Source organism: Bradyrhizobium genomosp. I (2014) (genome assembly GCF_000261685.1).
Classification (GTDB): domain Bacteria; phylum Pseudomonadota; class Alphaproteobacteria; order Rhizobiales; family Xanthobacteraceae; genus Bradyrhizobium.
This window is the reverse complement of the sequence record NZ_AJQE01000031.1, coordinates 25411-50956: the sequence shown is the minus strand read 5'-3', so window position 1 is coordinate 50956 and position 25546 is coordinate 25411. Positions and strand designations below refer to the sequence as shown.

The following is a 25546-nucleotide window of genomic DNA, read 5'->3' as shown; positions in this document are numbered from 1 at the left end:
CAAGGGGATCGACATGACCTTTCTTCGCGCGCTCACGGGCGCATGCGCCGCAGCGCTTGCTTCGCTGGGTACCTTTGTTGCACCGGCCGAGGCGCAGACCTATCCGACGCGCAGCATCACCATGATTGTGCCGTTTGCGGCCGGAGGCCCGACTGACGTCGTCGCGCGCATCGTCACCTCGCACATGGCGCAGACGCTGCGACAGAGCATCATCATCGAGAATGTCGTCGGTGCCGGCGGCACCACCGCGACCACGCGGGCTGCCCGCGCGACCAATGACGGCTATACGCTGATCACCGGGCATATGGGCACGCATGCCGCATCGGTACCGCTCTATCCGAAGCTCGCCTACCATCCCGAAAAGGACTTCGAGCCGATCGCGCTGCTCGCGGGCACGCCGATCCTGATCCTGGCGCGCAAGGACTTTCCACCGAAGGACCTGAAGGAGTTCGTGACTTACGTGAAGGCCAACGCCGAGAAGGTGAACGCCGCACATGCCGGCATCGGCTCGGTCTCGCACGTCTCCTGCGAGCTGCTGCACTCGATCCTCGACGTCAAGCCGGTCGGCGTGCCCTTCAACGGCACGGGACCTGCGATGAATGCGCTGGTGGCGGGTCAGGACGACTACATGTGCGACCAGATCGTCAACGCCGTGCCGCAGATCAACGCCGGCACGATCAAGGCCTATGCGATCGCAACGCCGGAGCGCAATCCGTCGCTGCCGAACGTGCCGACGACGGCCGAAGCGGGCTTGCTGAAGTTCCAGGCCCAGGCCTGGAACGCGATATTCGCACCCAAGGGAACCTCTCCGGCGATCGTGGCGAGCCTGAACGCTGCGGCGGTCAAGGCGCTGGACGACGAGACCGTGCGCAAGCGCCTGCTCGAGCTCGGCAGCGTCATCCCGGGCCCGGCCGAACGGACGCCGGAAGCGCTAGCCGCCCTCGTCAGAAGCGAGATCGCGAAGTGGACCCCGGTGCTCAAGCCGGCAACTTAAAGCATGATCATCGCGCTTTAGTCAGTGCGATCAAGCTGATAGGCAGAAGGGCGGGACGCAGGTTCCGCCCTTGTCGTTTGTACCGGGAACACTCATTTTCCGGGTATAATCGGTGCGGACAGCGAATCGCCGCTGTCGCAGCGCGGGGGTGGCCGCTAAGTTCGCCGCCTCCCCAAAAGGCCGCCGTCTTCCTAAGGTTTTTGGCACATGCACCAGTATCAGGACCTGCTCGAGCGGATTCTTTCAGACGGCGCCGAGAAGACCGACCGGACCGGCACCGGCACGCTCTCGGTGTTCGGCCACCAGATGCGCTTCAATCTGTCGGCCGGCTTCCCGATGCTGACCACCAAGCGGTTGCCGCTGAAGGCGATCGTGCATGAGCTGTTGTGGTTCCTGAAGGGCGACACCAACATCAAATATCTGCGCGACAACGGCGTCACCATCTGGGACGAGTGGGCGGACGCCAATGGCGATCTCGGCCCGGTCTACGGGCATCAATGGCGCTCCTGGCCTACAGCCGACGGGCGTAGCATCGACCAGATCGCCAATGTCATCGACATGATCAAGCGCACCCCCGATTCGCGCCGGCTGATCGTGACCGCCTGGAATCCGGCCGACGTCGAGAAGATGGCGCTGCCGCCCTGCCACCTGCTGTTCCAGTTCTATGTCGCGAACGGCAAGCTGTCGTGCCAGCTCTATCAGCGCTCGGCCGACGTCTTCCTCGGTGTACCCTTCAATATCGCATCCTATGCGTTGCTCACCATGATGGTGGCGCAGGTCACGGGCCTGAAGCCCGGCGACTTCGTACACTCGCTCGGCGATACCCATCTTTATTCCAACCATCTGGAGCAGGCGAAGCTCCAGCTCACCCGCGCGCCGCGCCCGCTGCCGGTGATGCGGATCAATCCTGAGGTGAAGGATATCTTCTCGTTCCGCTTCGAGGATTTCGAGCTCGTCGGCTACGATCCGCATCCGCACATCAAGGCGGAAGTCGCGGTCTAGCGCCGATGTCGTTGGCCATTCGTCGTGCGCAGCCCGGAGAAGCCGGGCTCGTTCTCTCCTTCATCCGCGAGCTTGCCGATTACGAAAAGCTCTCGCACGAGGTGGAGGCGACCGAGGCTGACATCGCCGACGCACTGTTCGGTGAAACACCGCAACTCTATTGCGCGATCGCCGAGTGGAATGGTGAGCCGGTCGGCTTCGCGGTGTGGTTCACGAATTTCTCCACCTTCAGCGGCCGCCGCGGCATCTATCTCGAAGATCTTTACGTGCGGCCGTCGCATCGGGGCAGGGGTCTCGGCAAGGCGCTGCTGGTCTATCTCGCCAGGGAATGCGTCGAGAACGGCTGGTCGCGCCTGCAATGGGCGGTGCTCGACTGGAACGTGCCGTCGATCGCGTTCTACAAGTCGCTCGGCGCAGTCATGATGGACGACTGGACGCTGTGCCGCGTCACGGGTCCCGCGCTGGAGCGGCTTGCCGGGAGCTCTGCCTGATGGAGATCGTTTTCGTCGTTGCGATCGCGGAGAATGGCGTCATCGGCGCGGGCAATGCGATGCCGTGGCGATTGAAGTCCGACATGGCGCGCTTCAAGGCGCTCACCATCGGCAAGCCGGTAATCATGGGCCGCAAGACCTTCGAATCCCTGCCCCGGCCGTTGCTGAACCGCACCAACATCGTGATCACGCGCGATGCGGCTTATCGCGCCAGCGGGGCCATCGTCACGACATCCGCCGCGGATGCAGGCGCGGTTGCGCTTGGTGACGCCCTGCGGCGTTCGGTCACCGAGATCGCGGTGATCGGCGGGGCCGAGATCTTCCGGCAATGGCTCGATCGCGCCGACCGCCTCGAAATCACCGAAGTCCACGCACGGCCCGAAGGCGACACGCATTTCGACATCGACAAGGCGGAGTGGGACGAGGTTGAACGTATCCGCCATCCTGCCGGCCCCGACGACAGCGCTGACTTCTCCTATGTGACATATCGTCGGCGGCGCGGCCATTAACCGCTTTCGTCAATGTTTACATTGACTTTTTCGTGCCCAAGCATAGCTCGAAAGATGGTCCGGGCTGCGTTGTAAGGGACCTGCCTGTCCCCTATAAAGCCGGACCGGACAAAGCGGGCGGGGCATTCCACCCTGCCGAGGAGAGCACAGAATGCCGTGGAAGAATCAGGGCGGTGGCCCATGGGGCTCGGGTCCAAAGGGACCATGGGGCTCAGGCCCGCAACCGGTCGGGCCGAGGCCGCCGGATCTGGAGGATCTTCTGCGGCGCGGCCAGGACCGCCTCCAGCAGATCATGCCGGGCGGCTATTTCTCCGGCGTTGGCATCACGCTGATCATCCTGCTGATCGTCGCGTTCTGGCTGCTGTCGGGCTTCTTCCGCGTTCAGTCCGAAGAGCTCGGCGTGGTGCTGCGCTTCGGCAAGCATGTCCGCACCGTGCAGCCGGGCCTGAACTATCATCTGCCTTATCCGATCGAGACAGTGCTGCTGCCCAAGGCGCTGCGCGTCAACACCACCTCCATCGGCATGACGCTGATCGAGGACCCTGCACGGCGGGGCCGCTCCATTCGCGACGTGCCGGAAGAGAGTCTGATGCTGACCGGCGACGAGAACATCGTCGACGTCGATTTCACCGTGCTCTGGCGCATCAAGCCGGACGGCGTCGGTGACTTCCTCTTCAACATCCAGAATCCCGAGGGCACCGTGAAGGCGGTCGCCGAAAGCGCGATGCGCGAGGTGATCGGCCGGTCCCAGATCCAGCCGATCCTGACCGGAGCGCGCAACGTCACCGAGCAGGGCGTGCAGGAGCTGATCCAGAAGACTCTGGACAGCTACGGGTCGGGAATCCTCATCACCCAGGTGCAGATGCAGAAGGTCGATCCGCCGGCGCAGGTGATCGATGCCTTCCGCGACGTCCAGGCGGCCCGCGCCAATCAGGAGCAGTTGCAGAACGAAGCGCAGACCTACGCCAACCAGGTCGTGCCGCAGGCGCGCGGACGTGCCGCCAAGATCCTGCAGGATGCCGAAGGCTACAAGGAGCAGGCGGTCGCCGAGGCCAAGGGCCAGAGCGCGCGCTTCCTGAAAGTCTACGACGAATACAAGAAGGCGCCCGACGTGACGCGTGAACGGATCTACCTGGAGACGATGGAGCGCGTGCTCGGCGGCGCGGACAAGCTCGTCTATGACGGCGGCCCCTCGGGCCAGGGCGTCGTGCCCTACCTGCCGCTTCCCGAACTGTCGGCCAAGCGGCCGCCCACCACCGGTCCGCAGTCGAGCGGAGGCAACCGATGAGGTCTCCGGTCACAGGTTTCGTCACGCTGCTCGCCCTCCTGCTCGTCGTGATCGTGGGCTACATGTCGCTGTTCACGGTGCAGCAGACCGAGCAGACCATCGTGCTCCAGTTCGGCAGGCCCGTCGACGTCGTCACCGCGCCCGGCCTGCATTTCAAGGCGCCGTGGAATTCGGTGATCAATATCGACAAGCGGATCCTCGACCTGGAGAACCCGTCGCAGGAAGCGATCGCGTCCGACCAGAAGCGTCTCGTGGTTGATGCCTTCGCGCGCTACCGCATCAAGGACGCGCTGCGCTTCTATCAGAGCGTCGGCTCGATCCAGGCCGCGAACATTCAGCTCACCACGCTCCTGAACGCGGCGCTGCGCCGCGTGCTCGGCGAGGTCACCTTCATCAACGTGGTGCGCGACGACCGCGAGAAGCTGATGCAGCGCATCCGCGACCAGCTCGATCGCGAGGCCGACGGCTACGGTATCCAGGTCGTCGACGTCCGGATCCGCCGCGCCGACCTGCCGGAGCAGAACAGCCAGGCGGTCTACCAGCGCATGAAGACCGAGCGCGAGCGCGAGGCTGCGGAGTTCCGCGCGCAGGGCGGTCAGAAGGCTCAGGAGATCAAGTCCAAGGCCGACCGCGAGGCGACCGTGATCATCGCGGAAGCCAATTCGCAGGCCGAGCAGACCCGCGGTGCGGGCGATGCCGAGCGCAACCGCCTGTTTGCGGAAGCCTACAGCAAGGACGCCGACTTCTTCGCCTTCTACCGGTCGATGACGGCCTATGAGAACGGGCTGCGTTCGAACGATACCCGCTTCCTGCTGCGGCCGGACTCGGATTTCTTCCGGTACTTCGGTAGTCCGTCCGGCAAGATGGCAACCGAGACGCCGGCCAAGCCGTAAGCTAGACAAGGGCGGCCGGTCTGGCCGCCCTTTGTCCAGACAAAGAACAGTACGACGGGAGGTTCCATTCCGATGAGGTCCATTGCGTTCGCCGACTTCCTCATCGGCCTGGGCATCCTGTTCGTGCTGGAAGGCTTGATGTTTGCGGCCAGTCCCAGCTGGATGCGCAAAGCCATGAAGAGCGCCATTGCCACGCCGGACAACATCCTGCGGGCCGTTGGGATCGGCTCGGCCGTGGCCGGTCTGGTCCTGATCTGGGTTATGCGGCGTCCGATTTAGGCATCGGGCCCAACGCCAAAGTGAAGGCGCCAGACTGGTTTTCGCCGTATTATCGAGGTCTTGAGGCCCGTCAAGCTCCGCGCTTGCGCCGTGCCCCCGTTCGAGCGCAGTCTGGCGCCGAATTCCCCTTGTCTGGAGATCACAATGACCGCTGCCACCACTGCCCCGTCCCGCTCGCGCCGTTGCGCGAGACTTGGTGTGCGAATTGGGCTGGCCGCGCTCGCCGTCAGTGCTTTCAGCGCGTTCGGCACGCCGGCCCATGCGCGCGGACCGGATGGCATCGCCGACGTCGCCGAGAAGGTGATTGACGCGGTCGTCAACATCTCGACCTCGCAGACGGTCGAGGCCAAGGGCGGCGGCACCAACACCATGCCGCAACTGCCGCCCGGCTCGCCGTTCGAGGAGTTCTTCGACGACTTCTTCAAGAACCGCCGGGGTCCCGGTGGCGGCAGCAAGGGCGGCGACAACAGCCCGCCGCGCAAGACCAACTCGCTCGGCTCCGGCTTCATCATCGACCCATCGGGCGTCGTCGTCACCAACAACCACGTCATTGCGGACGCCGACGAGATCCACGTCATCCTCAACGACGGCACCAAGATCAAGGCCGAGCTGGTCGGCGTCGACAAGAAGACCGATCTCGCCGTGCTCAAGATCAAGCCGCCGAAGCCGCTGGTCGCGGTCAAGTTCGGCGACTCCGACAAGCTGCGCCTCGGCGACTGGGTGGTCGCGATCGGCAACCCCTTCAGCCTGGGAGGCACGGTGACCGCCGGCATCGTTTCGGCCAAGAACCGCGACATCTCGTCGGGGCCGTATGACAGCTACATCCAGACCGACGCCTCCATCAATCGGGGCAATTCCGGCGGTCCGCTGTTCAACCTCGATGGCGACGTCATCGGCGTCAACACGCTGATCATCTCCCCTTCCGGCGGCTCGATCGGGATCGGCTTCGCCGTGCCGTCGAAGACGGTGGTGGGCGTCGTCGACCAGCTCCGCCAGTTCGGCGAGTTGCGCCGCGGCTGGCTTGGGGTGCGCATCCAGAGCGTCACTGACGAGATTGCCGAGAGTCTCAACATCAAGCCCGCGCGCGGAGCGCTGGTCGCCGGCGTCGACGACAAGGGCCCGGCCAAGCCCGCCGGCATCGAGCCCGGCGACGTCGTCGTCAAGTTCGACGGCAAGGACGTCAAGGATCCGAAGGACCTGTCCCGCGTCGTCGCCGACACGGCGGTCGGCAAGGAGGTCGACGTCGTCATCATCCGCAAGGGGCAGGAAGAGACCAAGAAGGTCACGCTGGGCCGCCTCCAGGATCCCGACAAGGTGCAGGCCGCGGTGAAGACCGACGAGCCGGCGCCGGAGAAGCCGGTGACGCAGAAGGCGCTTGGCCTCGATCTCGCAACGCTGAACAAGGATCTGCGCACGCGCTACAAGATCAAGGACAGCGTCAAGGGCGTGGTCGTTACCAGCGTCGACGCCAATTCGGACGCCGCCGAGAAGCGCCTGTCCGCCGGCGACGTCATCGTCGAGGTGGCGCAGGAGGCGGTGTCGAGCGGTACCGACATCCAGAAGCGAGTCGATCAGCTCAAGAAGGACGGCAAGAAATCGGTGCTGCTGCTGGTTTCCAACGGCGAGGGCGAGCTGCGATTCGTCGCGCTGAGCGTGCAGTAGCCGCGCCTTCTTGGCCCCACACCCGCTGTCATTCCGGGATGGTGCGCAAACACCAGACCCGGAATCTCGAGATTCCGGGTTCGATGCTTCGCATCGCCCCGGAATGACGGAGAGAAAAATCTATCCCTCCACGAACTCGTCCCGCCGATACCCCTGCGCATAGAGCAACGCGGTGAGATCGCCATGATCGATCCGCGCTGCTGCCGCAGCCGCCACGGCCGGCTTGGCGTGATAGGCGACGCCCAGCCCCGCCGCCTGGATCATGGCGAGATCGTTGGCGCCGTCGCCGACCACGACCGAGTCGATGTCGTCGAGATCGAACGACTCCATCAAATCCACCAGCGTCGCGAGCTTCGCGGCGCGGCCCAAGATCGGCTCCTTCACTTCGCCCGTAAACTTGCCGTCGCGCACGACGAGCTCGTTGGCGCGGTTCTCCTGAAAGCCGATCCTGGCGGCGACCGCCCTCGTGAACAGCGTGAATCCGCCGGAGACGAGGCAGGTGTAGGCGCCGTTCGCGCGCATGGTCGCGACCAGTGTGCCGCCGCCCGGCGTCAGCGTGATGCGCCTGGCCAGCACCTCGTCGACCGCGCTGGCGGGCAGGTCCTTGAGCAGCGCAACGCGCTCGCGCAGCGCCGGCTCGAACTCGATCTCGCCGCGCATCGCGCGCTCGGTGATCGCGGCGACATGCGCCTTCACCCCGACGAAATCGGCGAGCTCATCGATGCATTCCTGGCCGATCATGGTGGAATCCATGTCGGCGAGAAAAAGCTTCTTGCGCCTGAAGCCAACAGGCTGCACGACGATGTCGATGGGCAGGTCGCCGCGGAGCTCGCGGAGCCGTTGCTCGATGGCGTGACGGTCGCCTTCGAGGTTACTGTCGGCGCCGAAGGGGATGTCGACCGCAACCCCGTCGAACAGCCAGTGTGCCGGCGCCGCTTGTGGCAGCACGGCGCGGGCGCCGTCGACGATGGTCGAGTCGAGCGCGGGATTGTCGGGGTTGCAGATCAGCGTGGCAACGAGGGACATTTGAGGTTTTCGTGAGCGAGGAGCGTTCAAGCAAGGCCGTGCTTATCGCAGGCCCGACCGCCAGCGGCAAGTCGGCGCTGGCTCTCGAGCTTGCACGCGCCACCGGTGGTACCGTCATCAATGCCGATTCCATGCAGGTCTACCGCGACCTCCGCATCATCACGGCACGGCCAACTGGGGCGGAGGAGGCGCTCGTGCCGCATCGTCTCTATGGCCATGTCGATGCGTCCGTGAATTTTTCGACCGGTGTCTGGGTCGGCGACGCGGCGAAGGCGCTCGATGAAGCAAGGGCTCGAGGCCGTCTGCCGATTTTCATCGGCGGCACCGGGCTCTATTTCAAGGCGCTGACGGTCGGCCTCTCCGTGGTGCCGCCAATCCCTGCCGAGGTGCGCGACGATGTGCGCGCGCGGCTGGAGCGCAACGGCGTCGAGGCCTTGCACGCGGAACTTGCGCGCCGTGACCCCGGTGCGGCGGAGCGATTGAACCTGCGCGACCGCACGCGGATTGCGCGCGCGCTCGAGGTGATCGAGGCAACCGGGCGTTCGCTGCTCGACTGGCACCGGGAGGGGCAGCCACCGCTGCTGCCGAAGGACAGTTTTCGCGCGGTGTTTCTCGCGCCCGAACGGGACGAGCTCTATGCCCGCATCGATGCCCGCTTCGACGCCATGTTGGGAGCCGGCGCGTTGAGGGAAGTCGAGCGGCTCGCTGCGAGACACCTCGATCCGCTGCTGCCGGCGATGAAAGCCCATGGCGTGCCGGCCTTGATGCGCCATCTGCGCGGCGAGCTCAGCCTGGAGGAAGCCGCCAGCATTGGGCGCGCCGACACCCGCCATTACGCCAAGCGGCAATTCACCTGGTTCCGGCACCAATTGCCGGATTTCGAATGGGTGAGGGCGGACGAGGCAAGGGGATCGCTTGCGGCGATCGTGAATGCGGCGGGCCCGGGTTGACGCGCTTTTGTGCGCGGTTCCCGGAATTTACCTCTCGCCGAACCACGGGAACACCGCTACACTGCCAAAATCGCGCGGGAACGGCCGCATTGCCTTGACATCCGGGCTTTGGCCGCTATGTTTCGCGCAACCTTTGGGAAGCCGAGCGCCCGCCATGCGTAACATTATTGCCAAACTCCTTATCGCCGTCGTACCCAGGCACACCGCCGGGGGTGGCTAGCTGCCATCCACAAGACAGGCGGTGTGCATGGGCCCTCTTCGGGGCCTTTTTTATTTCCCGAACCCGACACGAACGAAGCCGCTGCCAACAGCGCATCCGGAGCAAGCCAATGAGCGACAAGAGCCACGATCCGAACCAGATGACCGGCGCCGCAATGATCGTCCGCGCGCTCATCGATCACGGCGTGACCGACATCTTCGGCTATCCCGGCGGCGCGGTGCTTCCGATCTACGACGAGATCTTCCAGCAGAGCGAGGTCCAGCACGTCCTGGTCCGCCACGAGCAGGGCGCGGGCCACGCCGCCGAAGGCTATGCGCGTTCGACCGGCAAGCCGGGCGTCGCGCTGGTGACCTCCGGCCCCGGCGCCACCAACATGGTGACGCCACTCACCGATGCGCTGATGGACTCGATCCCGCTGGTCTGCATCTCCGGCCAGGTGCCGACGCATCTGATCGGCAACGATGCCTTCCAGGAATGCGACACCGTCGGCATCACGCGTCCCTGCACCAAGCACAACTGGCTGGTGCGCGACGTCAACGATCTGGCCAAGGTGCTGCACGAAGCCTTCTATGTCGCGACCTCCGGCCGTCCCGGCCCGGTGCTGGTCGACGTTCCCAAGGACGTGCAGTTCGCGACCGGCACCTATCATCCGCCGCGCAAGTCCGACGTGCACCGCTCCTATGCGCCGCGCGTGAAGGGCGATGCGACGCAGATCCGCAAGGCCGTGGCGCTGCTCGCGAGCGCCAAGCGCCCGGTGATCTACAGCGGCGGCGGCGTCATCAATTCCGGTCCTGAAGCCACCAAGCTGCTGCGCGAACTGGTCGAGGTCACCGGTTTTCCGATCACCTCCACCCTGATGGGCCTCGGTGCGTATCCGGCGTCAGGCAAGAACTGGCTCGGCATGCTCGGCATGCACGGCACCTACGAAGCCAACATGACCATGCATGATTGCGACGTCATGCTGTGCGTCGGCGCGCGCTTCGACGATCGCATCACCGGCCGCGTCGATGCGTTCTCCCCGGGCTCGAAGAAGATCCACATCGACATCGATCCGTCCTCGATCAACAAGAACATCCGGGTCGACGTGCCGATCATCGGCGATTGCGGCAACATCCTCGGCGACATTCTCCAGGTGTTCAAGGCGGAGGCGAAGAAGCCCGACATCAAGTCTTGGTGGCAGCAGATCGCGCAATGGCGCGCCCGCAACTCGCTCTACTACAAGAAGAGCAACGACGTTATCCTGCCGCAGCACGCGATCCAGAGCCTGTTCGAGGCGACGCGCGGCAAGGATACGTACATCACGACCGAGGTCGGCCAGCATCAGATGTGGGCGGCGCAGTTCTACGGCTTCGAGGAGCCGCATCGCTGGATGACGTCCGGCGGTCTCGGCACCATGGGCTACGGCCTGCCGGCCGCGGTCGGCGTGCAGGTTGCCCATCCCGACAGTCTCGTCATCGACATCGCGGGCGACGCCTCGGTGCAGATGACGATGCAGGAAATGTCGACGGCCGTGCAGTACGAGCTGCCGATCAAGATCTTCATCCTGAACAACCAGTACATGGGCATGGTGCGGCAGTGGCAGCAGCTGCTGCATGGCAACCGCCTGTCGCATTCCTACTCGGAGGCGCTGCCGGATTTCGTCAAGCTGGCGGAAGCCTACGGCGCCGTCGGCCTCCAGGTGCACAAGCCGGGCGATCTCGATGGCGCGATCCAGGAAATGATCTCGGTCAGGCGCCCCGTGCTGTTCGACTGCCGCGTCGCCGCGCTCGAAAACTGCTTCCCGATGATCCCCTCCGGCAAGGCGCACAACGAGATGCTGCTGCCGGAGCAGGCCAACGACGAAGCGACGGCCAAGGCATTCGCCGGCGGCAAGGCGCTGGTGTGAGGCCATGTTCGACCTGAACGAGCTCGAGCGCGCACACGCGATCGTGGGGCAGGCGGTGCCGGTGACGCCGGCGCATGCCTGGCCGCTGCTCGCTGAACGTCTTGGGACCGAGGTCGTCGTCAAGCACGAGAACCACACACCGATCGGCGCCTTCAAGGTGCGCGGCGGCCTCGTCTATCTCGAACGGCTGAAGCGCGAGCGGCCGAACACGCCTGGCATCATCTCGGCGACGCGCGGCAATCACGGCCAGAGCCTGGCCTTTGCCGCAGCTCGTCACGGCATTCCCGCCGTGATCTACGTGCCGCGGGGCAATTCGGTCGAGAAGAACCGCGCGATGAAGGCGTTCGGTGCCGAACTGGTCGAGCATGGCGAGGACTTTCAGGCGGCCGCCGAGGAGGCCCAGCGGCGCGCCCAGTTTACCGGCCTGCACATGGTGCCGTCGTTCCATCCGGATCTCGTGCTCGGCGTCGCCACCTATGCGCTCGAACTGTTCCGGACGGCGCCGGATCTCGACGTTCTCTATGTGCCGATCGGACAGGGCTCCGGAATTTCCGGCTGCATCATGGCGCGCGACCTGCTGGGCCGGCAGACCGAGATCGTCGGCGTGCAATCGACTGAGGCGCCGTCCTACGCGCTCTCGTTTGCTGCGGGCAGGATCGTGACGACCGAAACCAGCAATACGCTCGCCGACGGCATGGCGACGCGCATTCCAGACCCGGATGCGTTCGCCCTGATCCGCAAGGGCGCGTCGCGCATCGTGCAGGTTACCGACGACGAAGTCGCCGCAGCGATCCGCGCCTACTGGACCGACACGCACAATCTCGCCGAAGGCGCCGGAGCGGCCCCACTCGCCGCGGCACTTCAGGAGAAGACGAAACTGTCGGGCAAGCGCGTCGGTCTCGTACTGTCCGGCGGCAATATCGATTTCGATCTGTTCCGCCGTTGGGTCGGGACGGGCGCGCCAGCGATGGCGTGACGGAGAGACAAGAGGGGACGACAAATGAACCAGCCCGCATCCGCCTACTTCATCGAGGACCGTCACGATCCCAACGAGACGCACACGCTCTCGGTGCTCGTGCAGAACGAGCCGGGGGTGCTCGCGCGCGTGATCGGCCTGTTCTCGGGGCGCGGCTACAACATCGAGAGCCTCACGGTCTCGGAGACCGAGGCCCAGAAGCATCTGTCGCGCATCACCATCGTCACCACGGGTACGCCGATGGTGATCGAGCAGATCAAGCACCAGCTCGACCGCATGATCCCCGTCTACCGGGTCGTCGACATGACCCTGACCAGGCGTTCGATCGAGCGCGAGTTGGCGATGGTCAAGGTGCGCGGGCAGGGCGAGCATCGGGTCGAGGCGCTCAGGCTGGCGGATGCGTTCCGCGCCCGCGTGATCGACGCTACCACCGAGAGCTTCGTGTTCGAGATCACAGGCAATACGGACAAGATCAATCAATTTATCGACCTGATGCGCCCGCTCGGCCTTGTCGAGGTGTCGCGCACCGGTGTTGCCGCGATCGGTCGCGGGCCTGAAGGGATGTGAGCCATGCTGGCGCGCGACTGGTACTACAACGAGCGGAACCGGATGGGGATCGAGCCCGCCGTGGCGTCGATCTACGACAACCATGACGATGCCGATCTGCGGGCGCGCGCCGCGCTGAAAATGCTCGGTGTGCAGCGCGGCTGGCGTATCGCCGATATCGGCTGCGGCAACGGCGTGCTGGCGACCGAGGCCGCGCTGATGGGCGCGGAGGTCGACGCCATCGACATCTCGCCGGCGATGCTGGCGCTCGCCGAGATCTACGCCCGCGACCGCAAGGCGCCCGTGCGCACCCAGTCGGCAGGCCTGCTCAGCTTCGCCTACCGCCCCGAGTCCTACGATCTGATCGTCAGCGAGTTCACGCTGCACCATCTGCCGGATTTCTGGAAGGCGGTGGCGATGTCGCGGATCTATCGCGCACTGAAGCCGGGTGCGAGCTTTTATCTGCGCGACATCGTCTACACAGCGATGCCTGACGCGATCGAGCGCGACGTCGACCAATGGGCCGACTTCCAGATCAAGAACCACGATTTCGCGCGGGAGAGCGTGGTGACGCATATGCGCGACGAATACTCCACCTTCGGCTGGGTGATGGAGCGGATGCTGACCGACGTCGGCTTCACGCTGGTTTCGGCCGATTACCACGCCCCCATGCACGGCACCTATCTGCTGCGAAAACCGAAAGCCGGCAAGCAAGGCTAGAGCCGTGAGAGCAAGCTGCAACGACGACGTCGCTGCGCCCCCTTCCCCGCATGCGGGGGAGGGTCGGGGAGAGGGTATCTCCACAAGCGAGAACCTCCAAGAGGAGAAAGCCCTCAGCCGCGCCTTCGGCGCGACCTCTCCTGCAAGCGGGAGAGGTTAGGGAGTTTGGAATGAAGCCTGCCGACATCCTCATCGCCGTCCTGGTGGCGATCATCTGGGGGCTTGCCTTCGTGGCGAGCCGGATTGCGCTCGACGAGCTGTCGCCGGAGCTGATGACGGCGCTACGCTTCACCATTGCCGCAGTGCCCTGCCTGTTCATTCGCAAGCCGAAGATCGCCTGGTCGCTGCTGATCGCGATCAGCTCCACGCTGTTCCTGGGTCAGTTCCTGAGCCAGGCCTATGGCATCGCGCATGGCGTTCCGGTGGGATTGACGTCCGTCGTGGTGCAAAGCCAGGCGCTGTTCACCATCGGTTTTGCCGCGCTCGCGTTCGGTGAGCGGCCGACACGGCTGCAGACGCTGGGTATCGTTTTTGCCGCGGCGGGCCTGCTGATGATCTGCGGCACCGTCGGCTATGATTTCAGCGTCGCGGCCTTCGCGGTGCTGATGATCTCGCCGCTCAGCTTCGCCGTGGGCAACCTCCTGCTCCGTGGCGCCCGCGGTGCGCCGATGTTCGACCTGTTCGCATGGCTATGTCTCGCCTCGGCGGTGCCGCTGTTCGTGCTGGCGCTGATCGCCAATGGCCCGGCGGCGACCTGGACGTCGCTGACCCACATATCGCTGGCGTCGGCGCTCTGCATGCTGATGCTCGGCGGCATTTCCACCAGCATCGCCTATTGGCTGTGGGGCCGCCTGCTGCGCGACTATCCGGCCGCGCAGGTGGTGCCGTTCGCGCTGCTGGTGCCGTTCGTCGGCTCGGCCGCCTCCAGCATCGTGTTCGGAGAGCGCTTCGGACCGTTGCGCCTGGCCGGCATGCTGACCGTGGTCGGCGGTATCGCCGTGATGGTGCTGGCGAGGCGCCCTCAAGTCTCGCCGAAGACGGCGTGAGGTGAGCATGTCGCAATCGCTGCTCTATGCCTTCATCATCTTCGCCCTCGTGATGTTCTTCACCCCGGGGCCGAACAACATCATGCTGCTGTCGTCAGGGCTGACCTACGGCTTCCGCCGCACCATTCCCCATATCGCCGGCATCACCATCGGCTTCGCCTTCATGGTCGCGGCGGTCGGCCTCGGGCTCGGCACCGTGTTCATGGCCTATCCGATCCTCCAGACCATCCTGAAATATGCCGGCGCTGCCTACCTCATTTACCTTGCCGCCGTGATCGCCATGTCCGGTCCGGCCAAGCCGGGCACGGAGAGTGCCCGCGGCCCGATGACCTTCTGGGGCGCGGCCATGTTCCAGTGGATCAATGCCAAGGGCTGGGTGATCGTCATCGGCACCATCACCGCCTACGCGGCGATTGCCCAATTCCCGCTCAACATCGCCGTCCAGACCGCGATCAGCCTCATCGTCGGTACGGTCTCGACCGTGGTCTGGGCTCTGTTCGGCACCGCGCTGCGCCCGGTCCTGACTTCCGAGCGCCTGGTCCGCGTCTTCAATATCCTGATGGCGGGCCTGCTGCTCGCCTCCCTCTACCCCGTTTTCATGGATGCATGATGTCGCGGATTTCCATGCAGAAACGGGTTTCCCTCAGGGCTGAAAATGCTCTAGACAGCCCCCGAAATCCGCAAATTTCACCCTTCGGACACTGACCATTGGCCGATTTTCGGCCCTGAACGAGGAAACGACCATGCGTGTTTACTACGATCGCGACGCCGACCTGAACCTGATCAAGGGCAAGAAGGTCGCCATCGTCGGCTATGGCAGCCAGGGCCATGCCCATGCGCTCAACCTGAAGGATTCCGGCGTCAAGGAAGTCGCCATTGCGCTGCGCAAGGGTTCGGCCTCGGCCAAGAAGGCGGAGAACGCCGGCTTCAAGGTGATGGAAGTTGCCGAAGCCGCCAAATGGGCCGACCTCGTCATGATGCTGACGCCGGACGAGCTTCAGGGCGACATCTATCGCGAGCACCTGCACGACAACATGAAGAAGGGCGCCGCCCTGGTGTTCGCGCACGGCCTCAATGTCCACTTCAACCTGCTCGATCCGCGCGCCGACCTCGACGTGCTGATGATCGCCCCGAAGGGCCCCGGCCACACCGTGCGCTCGGAATATCAGCGCGGCGGCGGCGTGCCCTGCCTGATTGCGATCGCCAAGGACGTCTCGGGCAACGCCCATGACCTCGGCCTGTCCTATGCTTCCGCCATCGGCGGCGGCCGCGCCGGCATCATCGAGACCACCTTCAAGGAAGAGTGCGAGACCGACCTGTTCGGCGAGCAGGTCGTGCTCTGCGGCGGCCTAGTCGAGCTGATCAAGGGCGGCTACGAAACCCTGGTCGAAGCCGGCTACGCGCCGGAGATGGCCTATTTCGAGTGCCTGCACGAAGTGAAGCTGATCGTCGACCTGATCTATGAAGGCGGCATCGCCAACATGAACTACTCGATCTCCAACACCGCCGAATATGGCGAGTACGTCACCGGTCCGCGCATCATCACGGACGAGACCAAGAAGGAGATGCGCAAGGTTCTCGCCGACATCCAGGGCGGCAAGTTCGCCCGCGACTGGATGCTCGAGAACAAGGTCAACCAGACCTCGTTCAAGGCGACCCGCGCCAAGCTCGCCGCGCACCCGATCGAGGAAGTCGGCGCGAAGCTGCGCGACATGATGCCCTGGATCAAAAAGGGCGCGCTGGTCGACAAGTCGAAGAACTAAGTCGTCGCTCCCGGACGCAGCGCATCATGCCGTGGTGCGCTGCCGATCCGGGGGACATTGCGTTTCCTGGATCCCGGCTCTGCGGCGTATCGCTTACGCGCCGCGCTTCGTCCGGGACACGAGTGAACATAAGCTTCGCTCGCCAAACCAAATTTTAAATCTTCGCGGCTACTGTCGAGCGAGATCGCAAACGGCGATCTCGTACTTTCCATCCCGCGCGAAGCATTGCCGCTTCATTCAAATTCTTCGCGGGCCGACGGCGCCGGCCTGAATGCGAAGAACTGACATTTAAATCACATTCTTGAAATCGCGTGGTTTCTCGGATTTTTTGGCGACCTTCAGAACACCAAAAACGTCTGCGTCTTCAGGGCTAAGGATTCGGCTCTTCATCCGTATTCTCATCTCGCGTCCATCTCATCGCGATCACACGCCATTGCGTACCCGGCACCTTCGCTCCCACATGATCTTGCGGGGGAACTCTTGGAGAGAGGACCATGCGATCTGTCGTCGTCACCGGTGCGTCCACCGGTATCGGCTGGGCCATTGCGAAGTTTCTGGTCGCGCGCGGCTATCGCGTCTTCGGTAGCGTCCGAAAGCAGGCGGACGCCGACCGGCTCCAGGGTGAGTTCGGCGCCAATTTCACCCCGCTCCTGTTCGACGTCACCGACGAGGCCGCAGTCCTTGCTGCCGGGCGAACAGTCCGCGAAGCACTGGGCGGCGAGACGCTGGCAGGCCTTGTCAACAATGCAGGCATCGCGGTCGCCGGTCCCGTGCTCGAATTGTCGGCCGATGATTTCCGCCGCCAGATGGACATCAACGTCATCGGCCCCGTCATCGCGACACAGGTGTTCGGGCCGCTGCTCGGCGCCGATCCGTCGTTGAAGGGACCGAAGGGTCGGATCGTGATGATGAGCTCGGTTGCGGGCAAGAACGGCAATCCGCTGTCGGCACCCTACTGCACCTCCAAGCACGCCATCGAGGGACTGTCGGAAAGCCTGCGCCGCGAGCTGATGCTGTTCGGCATCGACGTCATCATCGTCGCCCCCGGCGCGGTGAAGACGCCGATCTGGAGCAAGGCCGAACAGATCGATCTGTCCGTCTACAAGAACTCGCCCTATCTGCCGGCGCTCAACAAGGTGATGGCCTTCATGACGGAGCTCGGCGCGAAGGGGCTGCCGGCCGAGCGCATTGCCGAAATCGTGTTCGAGGCGCTGACCGCGGCAAGCCCCAAGGTGCGCTATCAGATCACGCCGGACCCGATGCGCCACGTGATCGCAGCCCTGCTGCCGAAGCGGACACTCGACCGCATCATCGCCAAGCGGCTCGGGTTGCTGCCGCAGTGATGCCGGCACGTCGGCCCACCGCCCCGCATCCGAAGCCGGGCCGTATCACCACGGTGATCTCGGCCGCGCTTTGATCGATGCTGCGCTGCAACTTGCGAATTGAGCAGAGGGTGCTCGACCTGTTCATCGCAGGGATCGCAAAGCCCTGGCACGACCGGGCGGCTTCGGCAGCCGCCATGCGGCGCTTCGCCGCTTGCTCACATTGAGCCAAGGTCGGACCGCACCGCGCGTTGCCTGTCCTTGACGGTTCCGTTACAGTTTTATGACACGGTGCAGGCTTCCGGCTGCGCCGCGCCCTGGCCGGTCGGCTGGACGGCTTGGCATCACCGGGCCGGAGTTGAAGTTTAGCGTATTGTCGATGGCGTCCGCGCCCAATCCTGGTCCTTCTGCCACGACCGCCGTGCTGGCGAGCGTCGCCGCGCTCGGCATCTGGCGCCTGCTCGCGGTTGCAGCGCCGCATCTCGCTGCGCTCGCGCTGATGTTCGAGACCGAGACCGATTTCGGTTCGCGCCTGTCCTTCGCGCTCGCCTGGGGCATCCTGAACTTCTTCTGGATCACGCTGCTGCGACGGCCGGCGCTCTCGGGCGCTCTATCGCTGACCCTGGTCGTCGTGCTGGTTCTGCTGTCGCGGCTCAAGCACGACGTCGTGCAGATGACGGTGAACTTCATCGATCTGATGATGATCGACCGCGACACCGTCGCGTTCCTGTTCACGATCTTCCCGAATTTGCGCTGGTCGGTGATCCTGGCCGGCCTCGTCACGCTGCCGTTGATGTATTCGCTGTGGTGGCTCGATCCGTTCCGCGTCCGCCGCCTGCCGGCGCTGGCCTGCAAGCTCGCCTGCCTCGCCGGGCTTGTCGGGTATTCGCTCTATCATCCGGATGAAGCCTGGCGCGGCTACTACGACGACGGCTATCTCTCGAAATTCTTCCGCTCGGGCGTCACCGCGGTGTCGGACTTCGCGCAGTACGGTTTCATGGAGGCGGCCGCTGCGACCAATGAACGGCTCAACATACCGCTCGTCGATGCCTGCCATCCTGCCGGCCGCCGGCCGAACATCATCATGATCCATGATGAATCGAGCTTCGACATCCGCGCCGCGCAAGGGATCAAGGTGCCGCAGGGCTATGGCAGCCACTTCAAGTCCTGGGACGGGAAGCAGCGCACGTTCCTGGCCGAGAGCAATGGTGGACCGAGCTGGTTCACCGAATACAACGTGCTTGCAGGGCTCTCCTCGCGCTCGTTCGGACGCTTCGCCTATTTCGTGACGCGGATCGCCTCGAGCCGTGTCGAGCGCGGCTTGCCGCTGGCGCTGCGCCGTTGCGGCTACGATACGCTGTCGCTTTATCCCGCCTATGGCGGCTTCATGGGCGCGCGCAGCTTCCAGATGACGACCGGCATCGAGCGCTTTCTCGATGCGAAGAACCTCGGCGCGAAGGATGTCGAACCTGACAGCTTCTTCTACGACAAGGCGCTCCAGCTGATGGGCCAGCAGCCGCCGAACAAGCCGCTGTTCACCTTCATCTATCTCGGCGCCAACCATTTCCCCTGGGAGACGCGGTTCCGGCCCGACCTGCTGCCGAACTGGCGCGCACCGGGCAATGCGCCGTTCATCGACGAATATCTGCGCCGGCAGGCCATGAGCGCCGAGCAGTACAGGGCTTTCGTCGCCGGGCTGAAGAAGACCTTTCCGGGCGAGCCCTTCCTGATTGTGCGCTACGGCGATCATCAGCCGGAGTTCGCGCCTGCCATCCTCGAGCCCGGGCTCGACGAGGGCGCACTCGGCAAGAAGCTCGACGCTTACGATCCGCGTCTCTACGCGACTTATTATGCGATCGACGCCGCCAATTTCGAGCCGGTGAAAAGCGCGGCCGTGATGGACACGATCGACGGCCCCTATCTGCCGCTGGTGATCCAGGAGGCCGCCGGCATACCGCTCGACCCGTCCTTCGCCGAGCAGAAGGAGATCATGCTCCGCTGCAAGGGTATCTTCTACGGCTGCAAGGACGGCGCCGAGGCGCGGCGGCTGAACCGGCTGCTGATCGACGCGGGGATGATCACGGGGCTGTAGCGGACGCGCTTGCGTCCCGTTTGCATTACGGCTTCGTAATCTTTTCCTCGTGCAGAAATTTTTGAACTAAAGTCTGAGCCGAATATGCCCGAAATCACCGACTTGTAATTGGCGGGCCACTCCACTTCCAAAACTTCGTCACGATTGCTCCCATCATCCGACACGCCGTCACCATCGTCTTTCCGGCGGCGCGATGCCCATTCGTGATCCACCTTCCTTGCAGGAGTATCGTCCATGCGAGCGCTTGATGCTGCGCGTCTTGCATTTGCCCTCGTGCTGCTGAGCCCGGCCGTCCATGCGGCTGAAGCCACGCACGACATCAAGGGCCTCTATCTCATGACCGACTATCCGGCGATCACCGTGCAGCCCGGCACCACGACCAATGTTTCGCTGCGCTTGCAGGATTACGGTCTGGCGCCGGAACGTTACCAGCTTTCGGTCGCAGGCGTGCCGAGCGGCTGGACCGCGACGCTGCTCGGTGGCGGCCAGCCGGTCGGCGCTGCGATGCCCGCTGCTGATGGCAATGTCGCACTTCAGCTCAGGCTCGACGTGCCCGCCGGCAGCGATCTCAGCGCGCATACCGTCACGGTCCGGGCCGAAGGGCAGGGTGCAAGCGCGGAGCTTCCGATCGCGGTGTCGCTCGCAAAGGAGCTGCCCGCGAAACTAACCGTCAAGTCGAGCCTGCCCTCGCTGCGCGGCAGCCCGAAGTCCAATTTCGACTACACCCTTTCGATCAAGAACGATTCGGGCCGCAACCTCGTGGCAAGCTTCGCCGCAGAGGCGCCGACCAATTTCGAGACCTCGTTCACCGAGGCGTATGGCACGCAGGAGCTGTCCTCGATCCCCATCGATGCCGGGCAGTCCAAGGACATCAAGCTGAAGGTGCGTCCGCCCACCACCGTCGACGCGGGCCATTTCCCCGTCAAGGTGACGGTGAAGGCGGAGGACACCTCGGCCTCCACCGAACTTGCGCTCGACATCGTCGGCCAACCCCAGCTCCAGATCACCGGGCGCGACGGCCTCTTGAGCGCGCGTGCGGTTGCGGGCAAGCAAAGCTCGATACCGGTCGTCGTCACCAACACCGGCACGGCACCGGCCGAGAACATCGCGCTGGCCGGCACGGCGCCGAGCGGTTGGAAGGTGACTTTCGAGCCGGCGACGATCGATCGCCTCGTGCCCGGCAAGGACAGCGAGGTGCAGGCGCTGCTCACGCCCAGCGACAAGTCGCTGGCCGGCGACTATCAGGCCACCATCCGCGCGACATCGCGCGGGGAAAGTGCTTCCAGCCAGTTCCGCATCACCGTCGCCACATCGACGGTTTGGGGCGTTGCGGGCGCCGGAGTCATCGGCCTCGCACTCCTCTTGATGCTGGGCGCAGTAGCGAGGTTCGGACGCCGATGACCGAGCAACAGAGCGAGACCAGAAACGAGCGGCGAGATCTCGTGATCAGTGCGCGGGGGTTGACCAGACGCTATGGAAGAACCGTCGTCGTCGACGCCGTCGACTTCGGCATCGCCCGCGGCGAGGTGTTCGGCCTGCTGGGCCCGAACGGCGCCGGCAAGACGACGACCATCCTGATGATGCTCGGCCTGACCGAGATATCGTCTGGAGAGGTCAGCGTGCTCGGCTTCGATCCGGCGCGGCAGCCGCTGAAGGTCAAGCGGCGTGTCGGATATCTGCCCGACGCCGTCGGCTTCTACGATCAGCTGACGGCCGCTGAAAACCTCGCCTACACGGCCAAGCTGATGGGCCTCGCCCGCGCCGAGCGGGCAGGACGGATCGAGGCGGCGCTCGCCCGCGTTGGTCTCGCCGAGGTCGCCGCCAAGCCTGTCGCGACCTTCTCGCGTGGTATGCGGCAGCGGCTGGGCCTGGCCGAGATCATCGTGAAGCGCGCCGAGATCGCAATCCTGGACGAGCCGACCTCCGGGCTCGATCCGCAGGCGACGCAGGAATTCCTCGGATTGATCGGCGAGCTGAAAGCCGAGGGCGTCACCGTGCTGCTGTCCTCCCACATGCTCGACCAGGTGCAGCGTGTCTGCGATCGCGTCGCGCTGTTCCGGGCCGGGCGGATCGAGCTGATGGGAGCCGTGCCGGAGCTTGCGGTCAAGGTGCTTGGCGCGGGCTTCGTCGTTGAGGTCGAGGCCGAGGGGGCCGGCATCGCCCGGCGGCTTGCGCTGATCCCGGGCGTGACCAAGGTGGAGACCCTCGCGGACGACCGCTTCCGCATGACGGCCGAGCGCGATGTGCGGCCCGACGCGGCCCGCGCCGTTGTCGCGGTCGATGGAGCCCTGCGAAAGCTGTCGGTGGACGAGCCGAGCCTCGAAGCAATCTATGCACACTGTTTCCAGGCGCAGCCCGCGGGAGACGTTCGTCATGCGGCGTGAGGGATCACCGTTCCAGGGACTGTCGACCGTGTTCGTCAAGGAACTCGCCGATCACGTCTCCAGCATCCGGATGCTGATGCTGGAACTCCTGATCGTGTTCACGGCCTTGGCGGCGCTCTATGAGGCGATCAGCAGCCTCAGGCAGACCACGGCCGAGGATCCGTTTCTCCTGCTGCGGCTGTTCACGACCGACCAGGCGCCGCTGCCGTCTTTCGTCGCGATCCTCGGTTTTCTCATTCCGCTGATGGCGATCGGGCTCGGCTTCGACGCCGTCAATGGCGAGCACAGCCGGCGGACGCTGTCGCGCATCCTGGCACAGCCGATCTACCGCGACGCGCTGCTGATGGGGAAGTTCCTTGCGGCGCTTGCCACGATCGGCATCAGCCTTGCCGCCTTGTGGCTGCTTGTCATCGGTCTCGGTCTGCTCTTCCTCGGTGTACCTCCCGGCGGCGAGGAGATTGCAAGATCGCTGGTCTTCTTGGTCGTGGCGATCTTCTACGCTGGGGTCTGGCTGTCGCTTGCGATGCTGCTGTCCACAGTCTTCCGGTCGGCCGCCACGGCGGCGCTGGTCTCGCTGGGCATCTGGCTGTTCCTGACGGTGCTCTGGCCGATGCTGGCCCCGGCCGTGGCGCAGTTGATTGCGCCGTCCGATCCTCGCTATGCGCTGCTCGGCCTGAACGATCCGGCGACCGCTGTCTGGACGCAGGAATTGCTGAGACTTTCGCCGAACGACCTGTTCGGCGAGGCGATGCTGGCCGTGCTGTCGCCGACGACGCGTACGCTCGGGCCCGTGTTCCTCGATCAACTTCGCGGCGCCGTGATCGGCGCGCCGCTTCCGTTCGGCGAAAGCATCATGATCGCATGGCCGCAGACCGTCGGCCTCGTTGCCGGCACCATCATCCTGTTCGCGTTCAGCTACGTGCTGTTCCAGCGGCAGGAGGTGAGGGCGTGAGCGGATCGGCATCGCCCTCTCTTCCTCCAGGAGACGGGCGAGAGGGGGTGGCCGGAATTCCCCATCGCGGCCACCCCCTCGACTGTGCCTATCGGTGCCTGATCGTTCCCCACAGCCACTTCGCCACCGCATCCGGCGATGAGTTCGCGTCGTTGCCGCTGGCACGCAAATTGGCTTCGCGCATGGTGGCGATGTCGATCTTGCCGAGCAGCGGCTTCAGCGCCGCCTTCAATCGCTGGTCACCGGCGCGTTTCGGCGCGAGCAGCAGGATGGCGTCGTAGGGCGGGATCGCGTGCCTGATATCGTCGAGCGCGACGAGATCGTACTTCGCGATCAGGCCGTCGCTGGTGTAGCCGGCGATTACGTCGACCTCGCCGCTGGCGACGGCCGCATACATGAAATCCGGCTGCATCTGGCGCTGGGCGCGGAACGAAAGGCCGTAGGCCTTTTGCAGGGCGGCCCATTCCGGTCGCGAGAAGAACTCGTAGTCGCCGGCAATCGACATCGTCGATGCGTGCGCGGCGAGATCGGCGATGCTGCGGATGCCGAGCGCCTCGGCGCGCTGCTTCGGCATCACCAGCGCATAGGCGTTCTCGAAGCCGAGCTCGCCGAACAGGGTGATGTTGTCCCTGGCGAGCGCCGTTTTCAGTTCCGCGAGCAGCACCGCGCGCGGCTTGATGTCGGTGCGATGGAGCTGGTTGGCCCAAAGCGTGCCGGAATAGTCGACATAGAGATCGATGTCGCCGGCCTTCAGCGCCTCGAAGATCACGCTTGAGCCGAGGCCCGAGCGCGCCGTCGCGGACAGACCGGCGGCCTGGAGACGGTCCCTGAGCAGCGCCGACAGCACATATTGCTCGGCAAATGTCTTGGCGCCGACGACGTAGCCCTGCGAGGAGCGCCCCATCGTCGGCACCAGGGTTGCGGCGACGAGGGCCGCGATCCCGGCGCAGCCGAGCGCTGCGCGCAGACGGTTGCGACGACGCAGGCCGTTCTCGATCAGGCCAAGCAGTTGATCGACGGCGAGCGCAAGCAGGGCCGAGGCCAGGCAGCCGAACAGCACGAACACCCAGTTCTGGGTCTGGAGCCCGGCAAAGATGTAATTGCCGAGACTGGTCTGCCCGATCGGAGTCGATAGCGTCGCGGTGCCGATCACCCAGACTGCGGCGGTGCGGATGCCCGCCATCATCACCGGCAGCGCCAGCGGCAGCTCGACCATGACCAGCGACTGCCGCCCGGTCATGCCGACGCCCTTGGCGGCTTCGATCAGCGCGGGATCGATGCCGTTGAGCCCGGTGATGCCGTTTCGCAGGACCGGCAGCATCGAATAGAGCGCCAGCGCCAGCATCGCCGGCAGGAAGCCGAATGCGGAGAAGGAAACGCCGAACCAGGCCAGCGCGACGGAAGCAGCCAGCAGGAGCAGCGGATAGAACAGCGCAAGCAGCGCCAGCCCAGGCACGGTCTGCACGATGCTGGCGAATGCGAGCAGCATGGCGCGCGGTGCCGGGCGATTGCGCGTGAGGATCGCCAGCGGCAGGCTGACGGCGAGACCGAGCGCCAGTGCGGCAAGGCTCACCCGCACATGGTTGCCGAGATAGTCGGGCAGATGCGCCAGCGCTTCGCCCCAGCGCGGATCGGCGAGGAGGCTCATGCCGCACCGCTCTGCGGCAACAGCGCATTCAGCCGCTCGACCTGGCGCCGCGGCGTGCGCAGCAGCTCCAGCACGTAGGCGTCGCCGCTCCTGGTGAGCTCATCGGGCGTGCCCTGCGCGAGCAGCTGTCCGCCGCGCATCACTGCGATGCGGTCGGCGAGCAGAATCGCCTCCGTCATGTCATGGGTGATCATCACGGTGGTCAGGCCGAGCCTGCGATGCAGCGAACGATAGTCGTCGCCGAGTGCATCGCGGGTGAGGGGATCGAGCGCGCCGAACGGCTCGTCCATCAGCACGATGCGAGGCCTTGCCGCGAGCGCCCGCGCCACGCCGACGCGCTGGCGTTGGCCGCCGGAGAGCGCTTCCGGCAGACGGTCGCGATGCGCGGCCCGCTCGAGCTGCACCAGCTCCAGCAACTCGTCGACGCGCATTGCGATTGCAGCCGACGGCTCGCCCAGCAGCCTTGGCGTGATCCCGATATTGTCGGCGACGCTCAAGTGCGGAAACAGCCCGCCGCTCTGGAAGACATAGCCGATCCGTCGCCGCAGCGCGACCGGATCGACCTTCCTCACGTCCTCGCCCTCGACCGTGATGGTGCCGCCGTCGGCCTCGATCAGCCGGTTGGCGAGCCGCAGCAGCGTGGTCTTGCCCGAGCCCGAGCCGCCGACGATCGCCACAAACTCGCCCTCGGCGACGTCGAGCGTTACATCGTTCACGGCCTTGAGGGAGCCGAAGCTCTTGGTGACGTGTGCATAGCCGATCATGGGACTGGACGGCATCAGGCGTGCGCTCGGCTCGGTTGCCTCTGAGGGGCGGGGTGGCGGGGCCCATGCGTAGCACGCTTGGCGCCTTGATTGAACTTGGCCGCGCGAGCGGCTAAGGCATCGGCCTGAATTCG

The 25546-nt window shown here is 65.0% G+C and carries 24 protein-coding genes; 21 read left to right on the top strand and 3 right to left on the bottom strand.

Annotated elements, in window-relative coordinates; all coding sequences use genetic code 11:
* The first annotated feature begins 13 nt into the window (after positions 1-13).
* The 8 genes from IC50_RS03200 to IC50_RS03165 all read left to right on the top strand — a co-directional run bounded on the left by IC50_RS03200 (position 14) and on the right by IC50_RS03165 (position 7118).
* Positions 14-994 carry a tripartite tricarboxylate transporter substrate-binding protein gene (locus tag IC50_RS03200; RefSeq protein ID WP_035700374.1) on the top strand — a complete coding sequence of 327 codons (981 nt, stop codon included), beginning with the start codon at positions 14-16 and terminating at the stop codon, positions 992-994.
* 207 nt (positions 995-1201) lie between these two features.
* Complete coding sequence (locus IC50_RS03195) at positions 1202-1996, top strand: thymidylate synthase (RefSeq protein WP_035700322.1); 795 nt, start codon at positions 1202-1204, stop codon at positions 1994-1996.
* Positions 1997-2001: 5 nt separating this feature from the next.
* Entirely contained in the window at positions 2002-2487 is a 486-nt protein-coding gene (locus IC50_RS03190) for a GNAT family N-acetyltransferase (protein ID WP_035700320.1), read from the top strand.
* Positions 2487-2996: a dihydrofolate reductase gene (locus tag IC50_RS03185; protein ID WP_035700317.1), complete on the top strand. Its 510-nt coding sequence runs from the start codon at positions 2487-2489 to the stop codon at positions 2994-2996. The genes IC50_RS03190 and IC50_RS03185 overlap by 1 nt, the downstream gene beginning before the upstream one ends.
* 151 nt (positions 2997-3147) lie before the next feature.
* Complete coding sequence (gene hflK, locus IC50_RS03180) at positions 3148-4284, top strand: FtsH protease activity modulator HflK (protein ID WP_035700314.1); 1137 nt, start codon at positions 3148-3150, stop codon at positions 4282-4284.
* On the top strand, positions 4281-5177 hold the full coding sequence (gene hflC, locus IC50_RS03175; RefSeq protein WP_035700311.1) for a protease modulator HflC: 897 nt from the start codon (positions 4281-4283) through the stop codon (positions 5175-5177). The genes hflK and hflC overlap by 4 nt, the downstream gene beginning before the upstream one ends.
* A gap of 72 nt (positions 5178-5249) precedes the next feature.
* Positions 5250-5456: a DUF2065 domain-containing protein gene (locus IC50_RS03170; RefSeq protein WP_035700309.1), complete on the top strand. Its 207-nt coding sequence runs from the start codon at positions 5250-5252 to the stop codon at positions 5454-5456.
* A 144-nt stretch (positions 5457-5600) separates the two neighbouring features.
* On the top strand, positions 5601-7118 hold the full coding sequence (locus IC50_RS03165) for a Do family serine endopeptidase (RefSeq protein ID WP_035700306.1): 1518 nt from the start codon (positions 5601-5603) through the stop codon (positions 7116-7118).
* A gap of 120 nt (positions 7119-7238) precedes the next feature.
* Here the strand turns inward: IC50_RS03165 and serB are convergent, their stop codons facing one another.
* Entirely contained in the window at positions 7239-8144 is a 906-nt protein-coding gene (gene serB / locus IC50_RS03160) for a phosphoserine phosphatase SerB (RefSeq protein WP_035700303.1), read from the bottom strand.
* A gap of 11 nt (positions 8145-8155) precedes the next feature.
* Between serB and miaA the strand changes: the two genes are divergently transcribed.
* From miaA to IC50_RS03095, 13 genes are all read left to right on the top strand, one after another.
* Positions 8156-9094: a tRNA (adenosine(37)-N6)-dimethylallyltransferase MiaA gene (gene miaA, locus IC50_RS03155; protein WP_035700301.1), complete on the top strand. Its 939-nt coding sequence runs from the start codon at positions 8156-8158 to the stop codon at positions 9092-9094.
* Positions 9095-9423: 329 nt separating this feature from the next.
* Entirely contained in the window at positions 9424-11199 is a 1776-nt protein-coding gene (locus IC50_RS03150) for an acetolactate synthase 3 large subunit (protein ID WP_035700298.1), read from the top strand.
* Between the two features lie 4 nt (positions 11200-11203).
* Complete coding sequence (locus IC50_RS03145; protein WP_035700295.1) at positions 11204-12175, top strand: threonine dehydratase; 972 nt, start codon at positions 11204-11206, stop codon at positions 12173-12175.
* A gap of 24 nt (positions 12176-12199) precedes the next feature.
* Complete coding sequence (gene ilvN / locus IC50_RS03140; RefSeq protein WP_035700291.1) at positions 12200-12742, top strand: acetolactate synthase small subunit; 543 nt, start codon at positions 12200-12202, stop codon at positions 12740-12742.
* A 3-nt stretch (positions 12743-12745) separates the two neighbouring features.
* On the top strand, positions 12746-13441 hold the full coding sequence (locus tag IC50_RS03135; protein ID WP_035700289.1) for a class I SAM-dependent methyltransferase: 696 nt from the start codon (positions 12746-12748) through the stop codon (positions 13439-13441).
* A gap of 170 nt (positions 13442-13611) precedes the next feature.
* Positions 13612-14487 (top strand): EamA family transporter, encoded by an 876-nt coding sequence (locus IC50_RS03130; RefSeq protein WP_035700286.1) that lies wholly within the window; start codon positions 13612-13614, stop codon positions 14485-14487.
* Positions 14488-14494: 7 nt separating this feature from the next.
* Positions 14495-15097, top strand: a complete 603-nt coding sequence (locus tag IC50_RS03125) for a LysE family translocator (protein ID WP_035700283.1) — start codon at positions 14495-14497, stop codon at positions 15095-15097.
* Between the two features lie 133 nt (positions 15098-15230).
* The gene (ilvC, locus tag IC50_RS03120; protein ID WP_035700280.1) at positions 15231-16250 is read left to right on the top strand and encodes a ketol-acid reductoisomerase; all 1020 of its coding nucleotides are present in this window, start codon (positions 15231-15233) and stop codon (positions 16248-16250) included.
* A 494-nt stretch (positions 16251-16744) separates the two neighbouring features.
* Entirely contained in the window at positions 16745-17593 is an 849-nt protein-coding gene (locus tag IC50_RS03115; RefSeq protein ID WP_035700278.1) for an SDR family oxidoreductase, read from the top strand.
* Positions 17594-17951: 358 nt separating this feature from the next.
* On the top strand, positions 17952-19664 hold the full coding sequence (locus tag IC50_RS03110) for a sulfatase-like hydrolase/transferase (RefSeq protein WP_035700276.1): 1713 nt from the start codon (positions 17952-17954) through the stop codon (positions 19662-19664).
* A 234-nt stretch (positions 19665-19898) separates the two neighbouring features.
* Positions 19899-21065, top strand: coding sequence for a COG1470 family protein (locus IC50_RS03105; protein ID WP_035700273.1), 1167 nt, complete (start codon positions 19899-19901; stop codon positions 21063-21065).
* Entirely contained in the window at positions 21062-22048 is a 987-nt protein-coding gene (locus IC50_RS03100; protein WP_050990868.1) for an ABC transporter ATP-binding protein, read from the top strand. Before IC50_RS03105 ends, IC50_RS03100 begins: the two co-directional genes overlap by 4 nt.
* Positions 22038-23000, top strand: coding sequence for an ABC transporter permease (locus IC50_RS03095; RefSeq protein WP_035700271.1), 963 nt, complete (start codon positions 22038-22040; stop codon positions 22998-23000). Before IC50_RS03100 ends, IC50_RS03095 begins: the two co-directional genes overlap by 11 nt.
* An 88-nt stretch (positions 23001-23088) precedes the next feature.
* Here the strand turns inward: IC50_RS03095 and IC50_RS03090 are convergent, their stop codons facing one another.
* Together IC50_RS03090 and IC50_RS03085 are read right to left on the bottom strand one after the other, a co-directional pair.
* Positions 23089-24648, bottom strand: a complete 1560-nt coding sequence (locus IC50_RS03090) for a glycine betaine ABC transporter substrate-binding protein (protein WP_035700268.1) — start codon at positions 24646-24648, stop codon at positions 23089-23091.
* A complete protein-coding gene (locus IC50_RS03085) occupies positions 24645-25427 on the bottom strand; it encodes an ATP-binding cassette domain-containing protein (protein WP_035700266.1) in 783 nt (260 codons plus the stop codon). The genes IC50_RS03090 and IC50_RS03085 overlap by 4 nt, the downstream gene beginning before the upstream one ends.
* Positions 25428-25546: the final 119 nt, after the last annotated feature.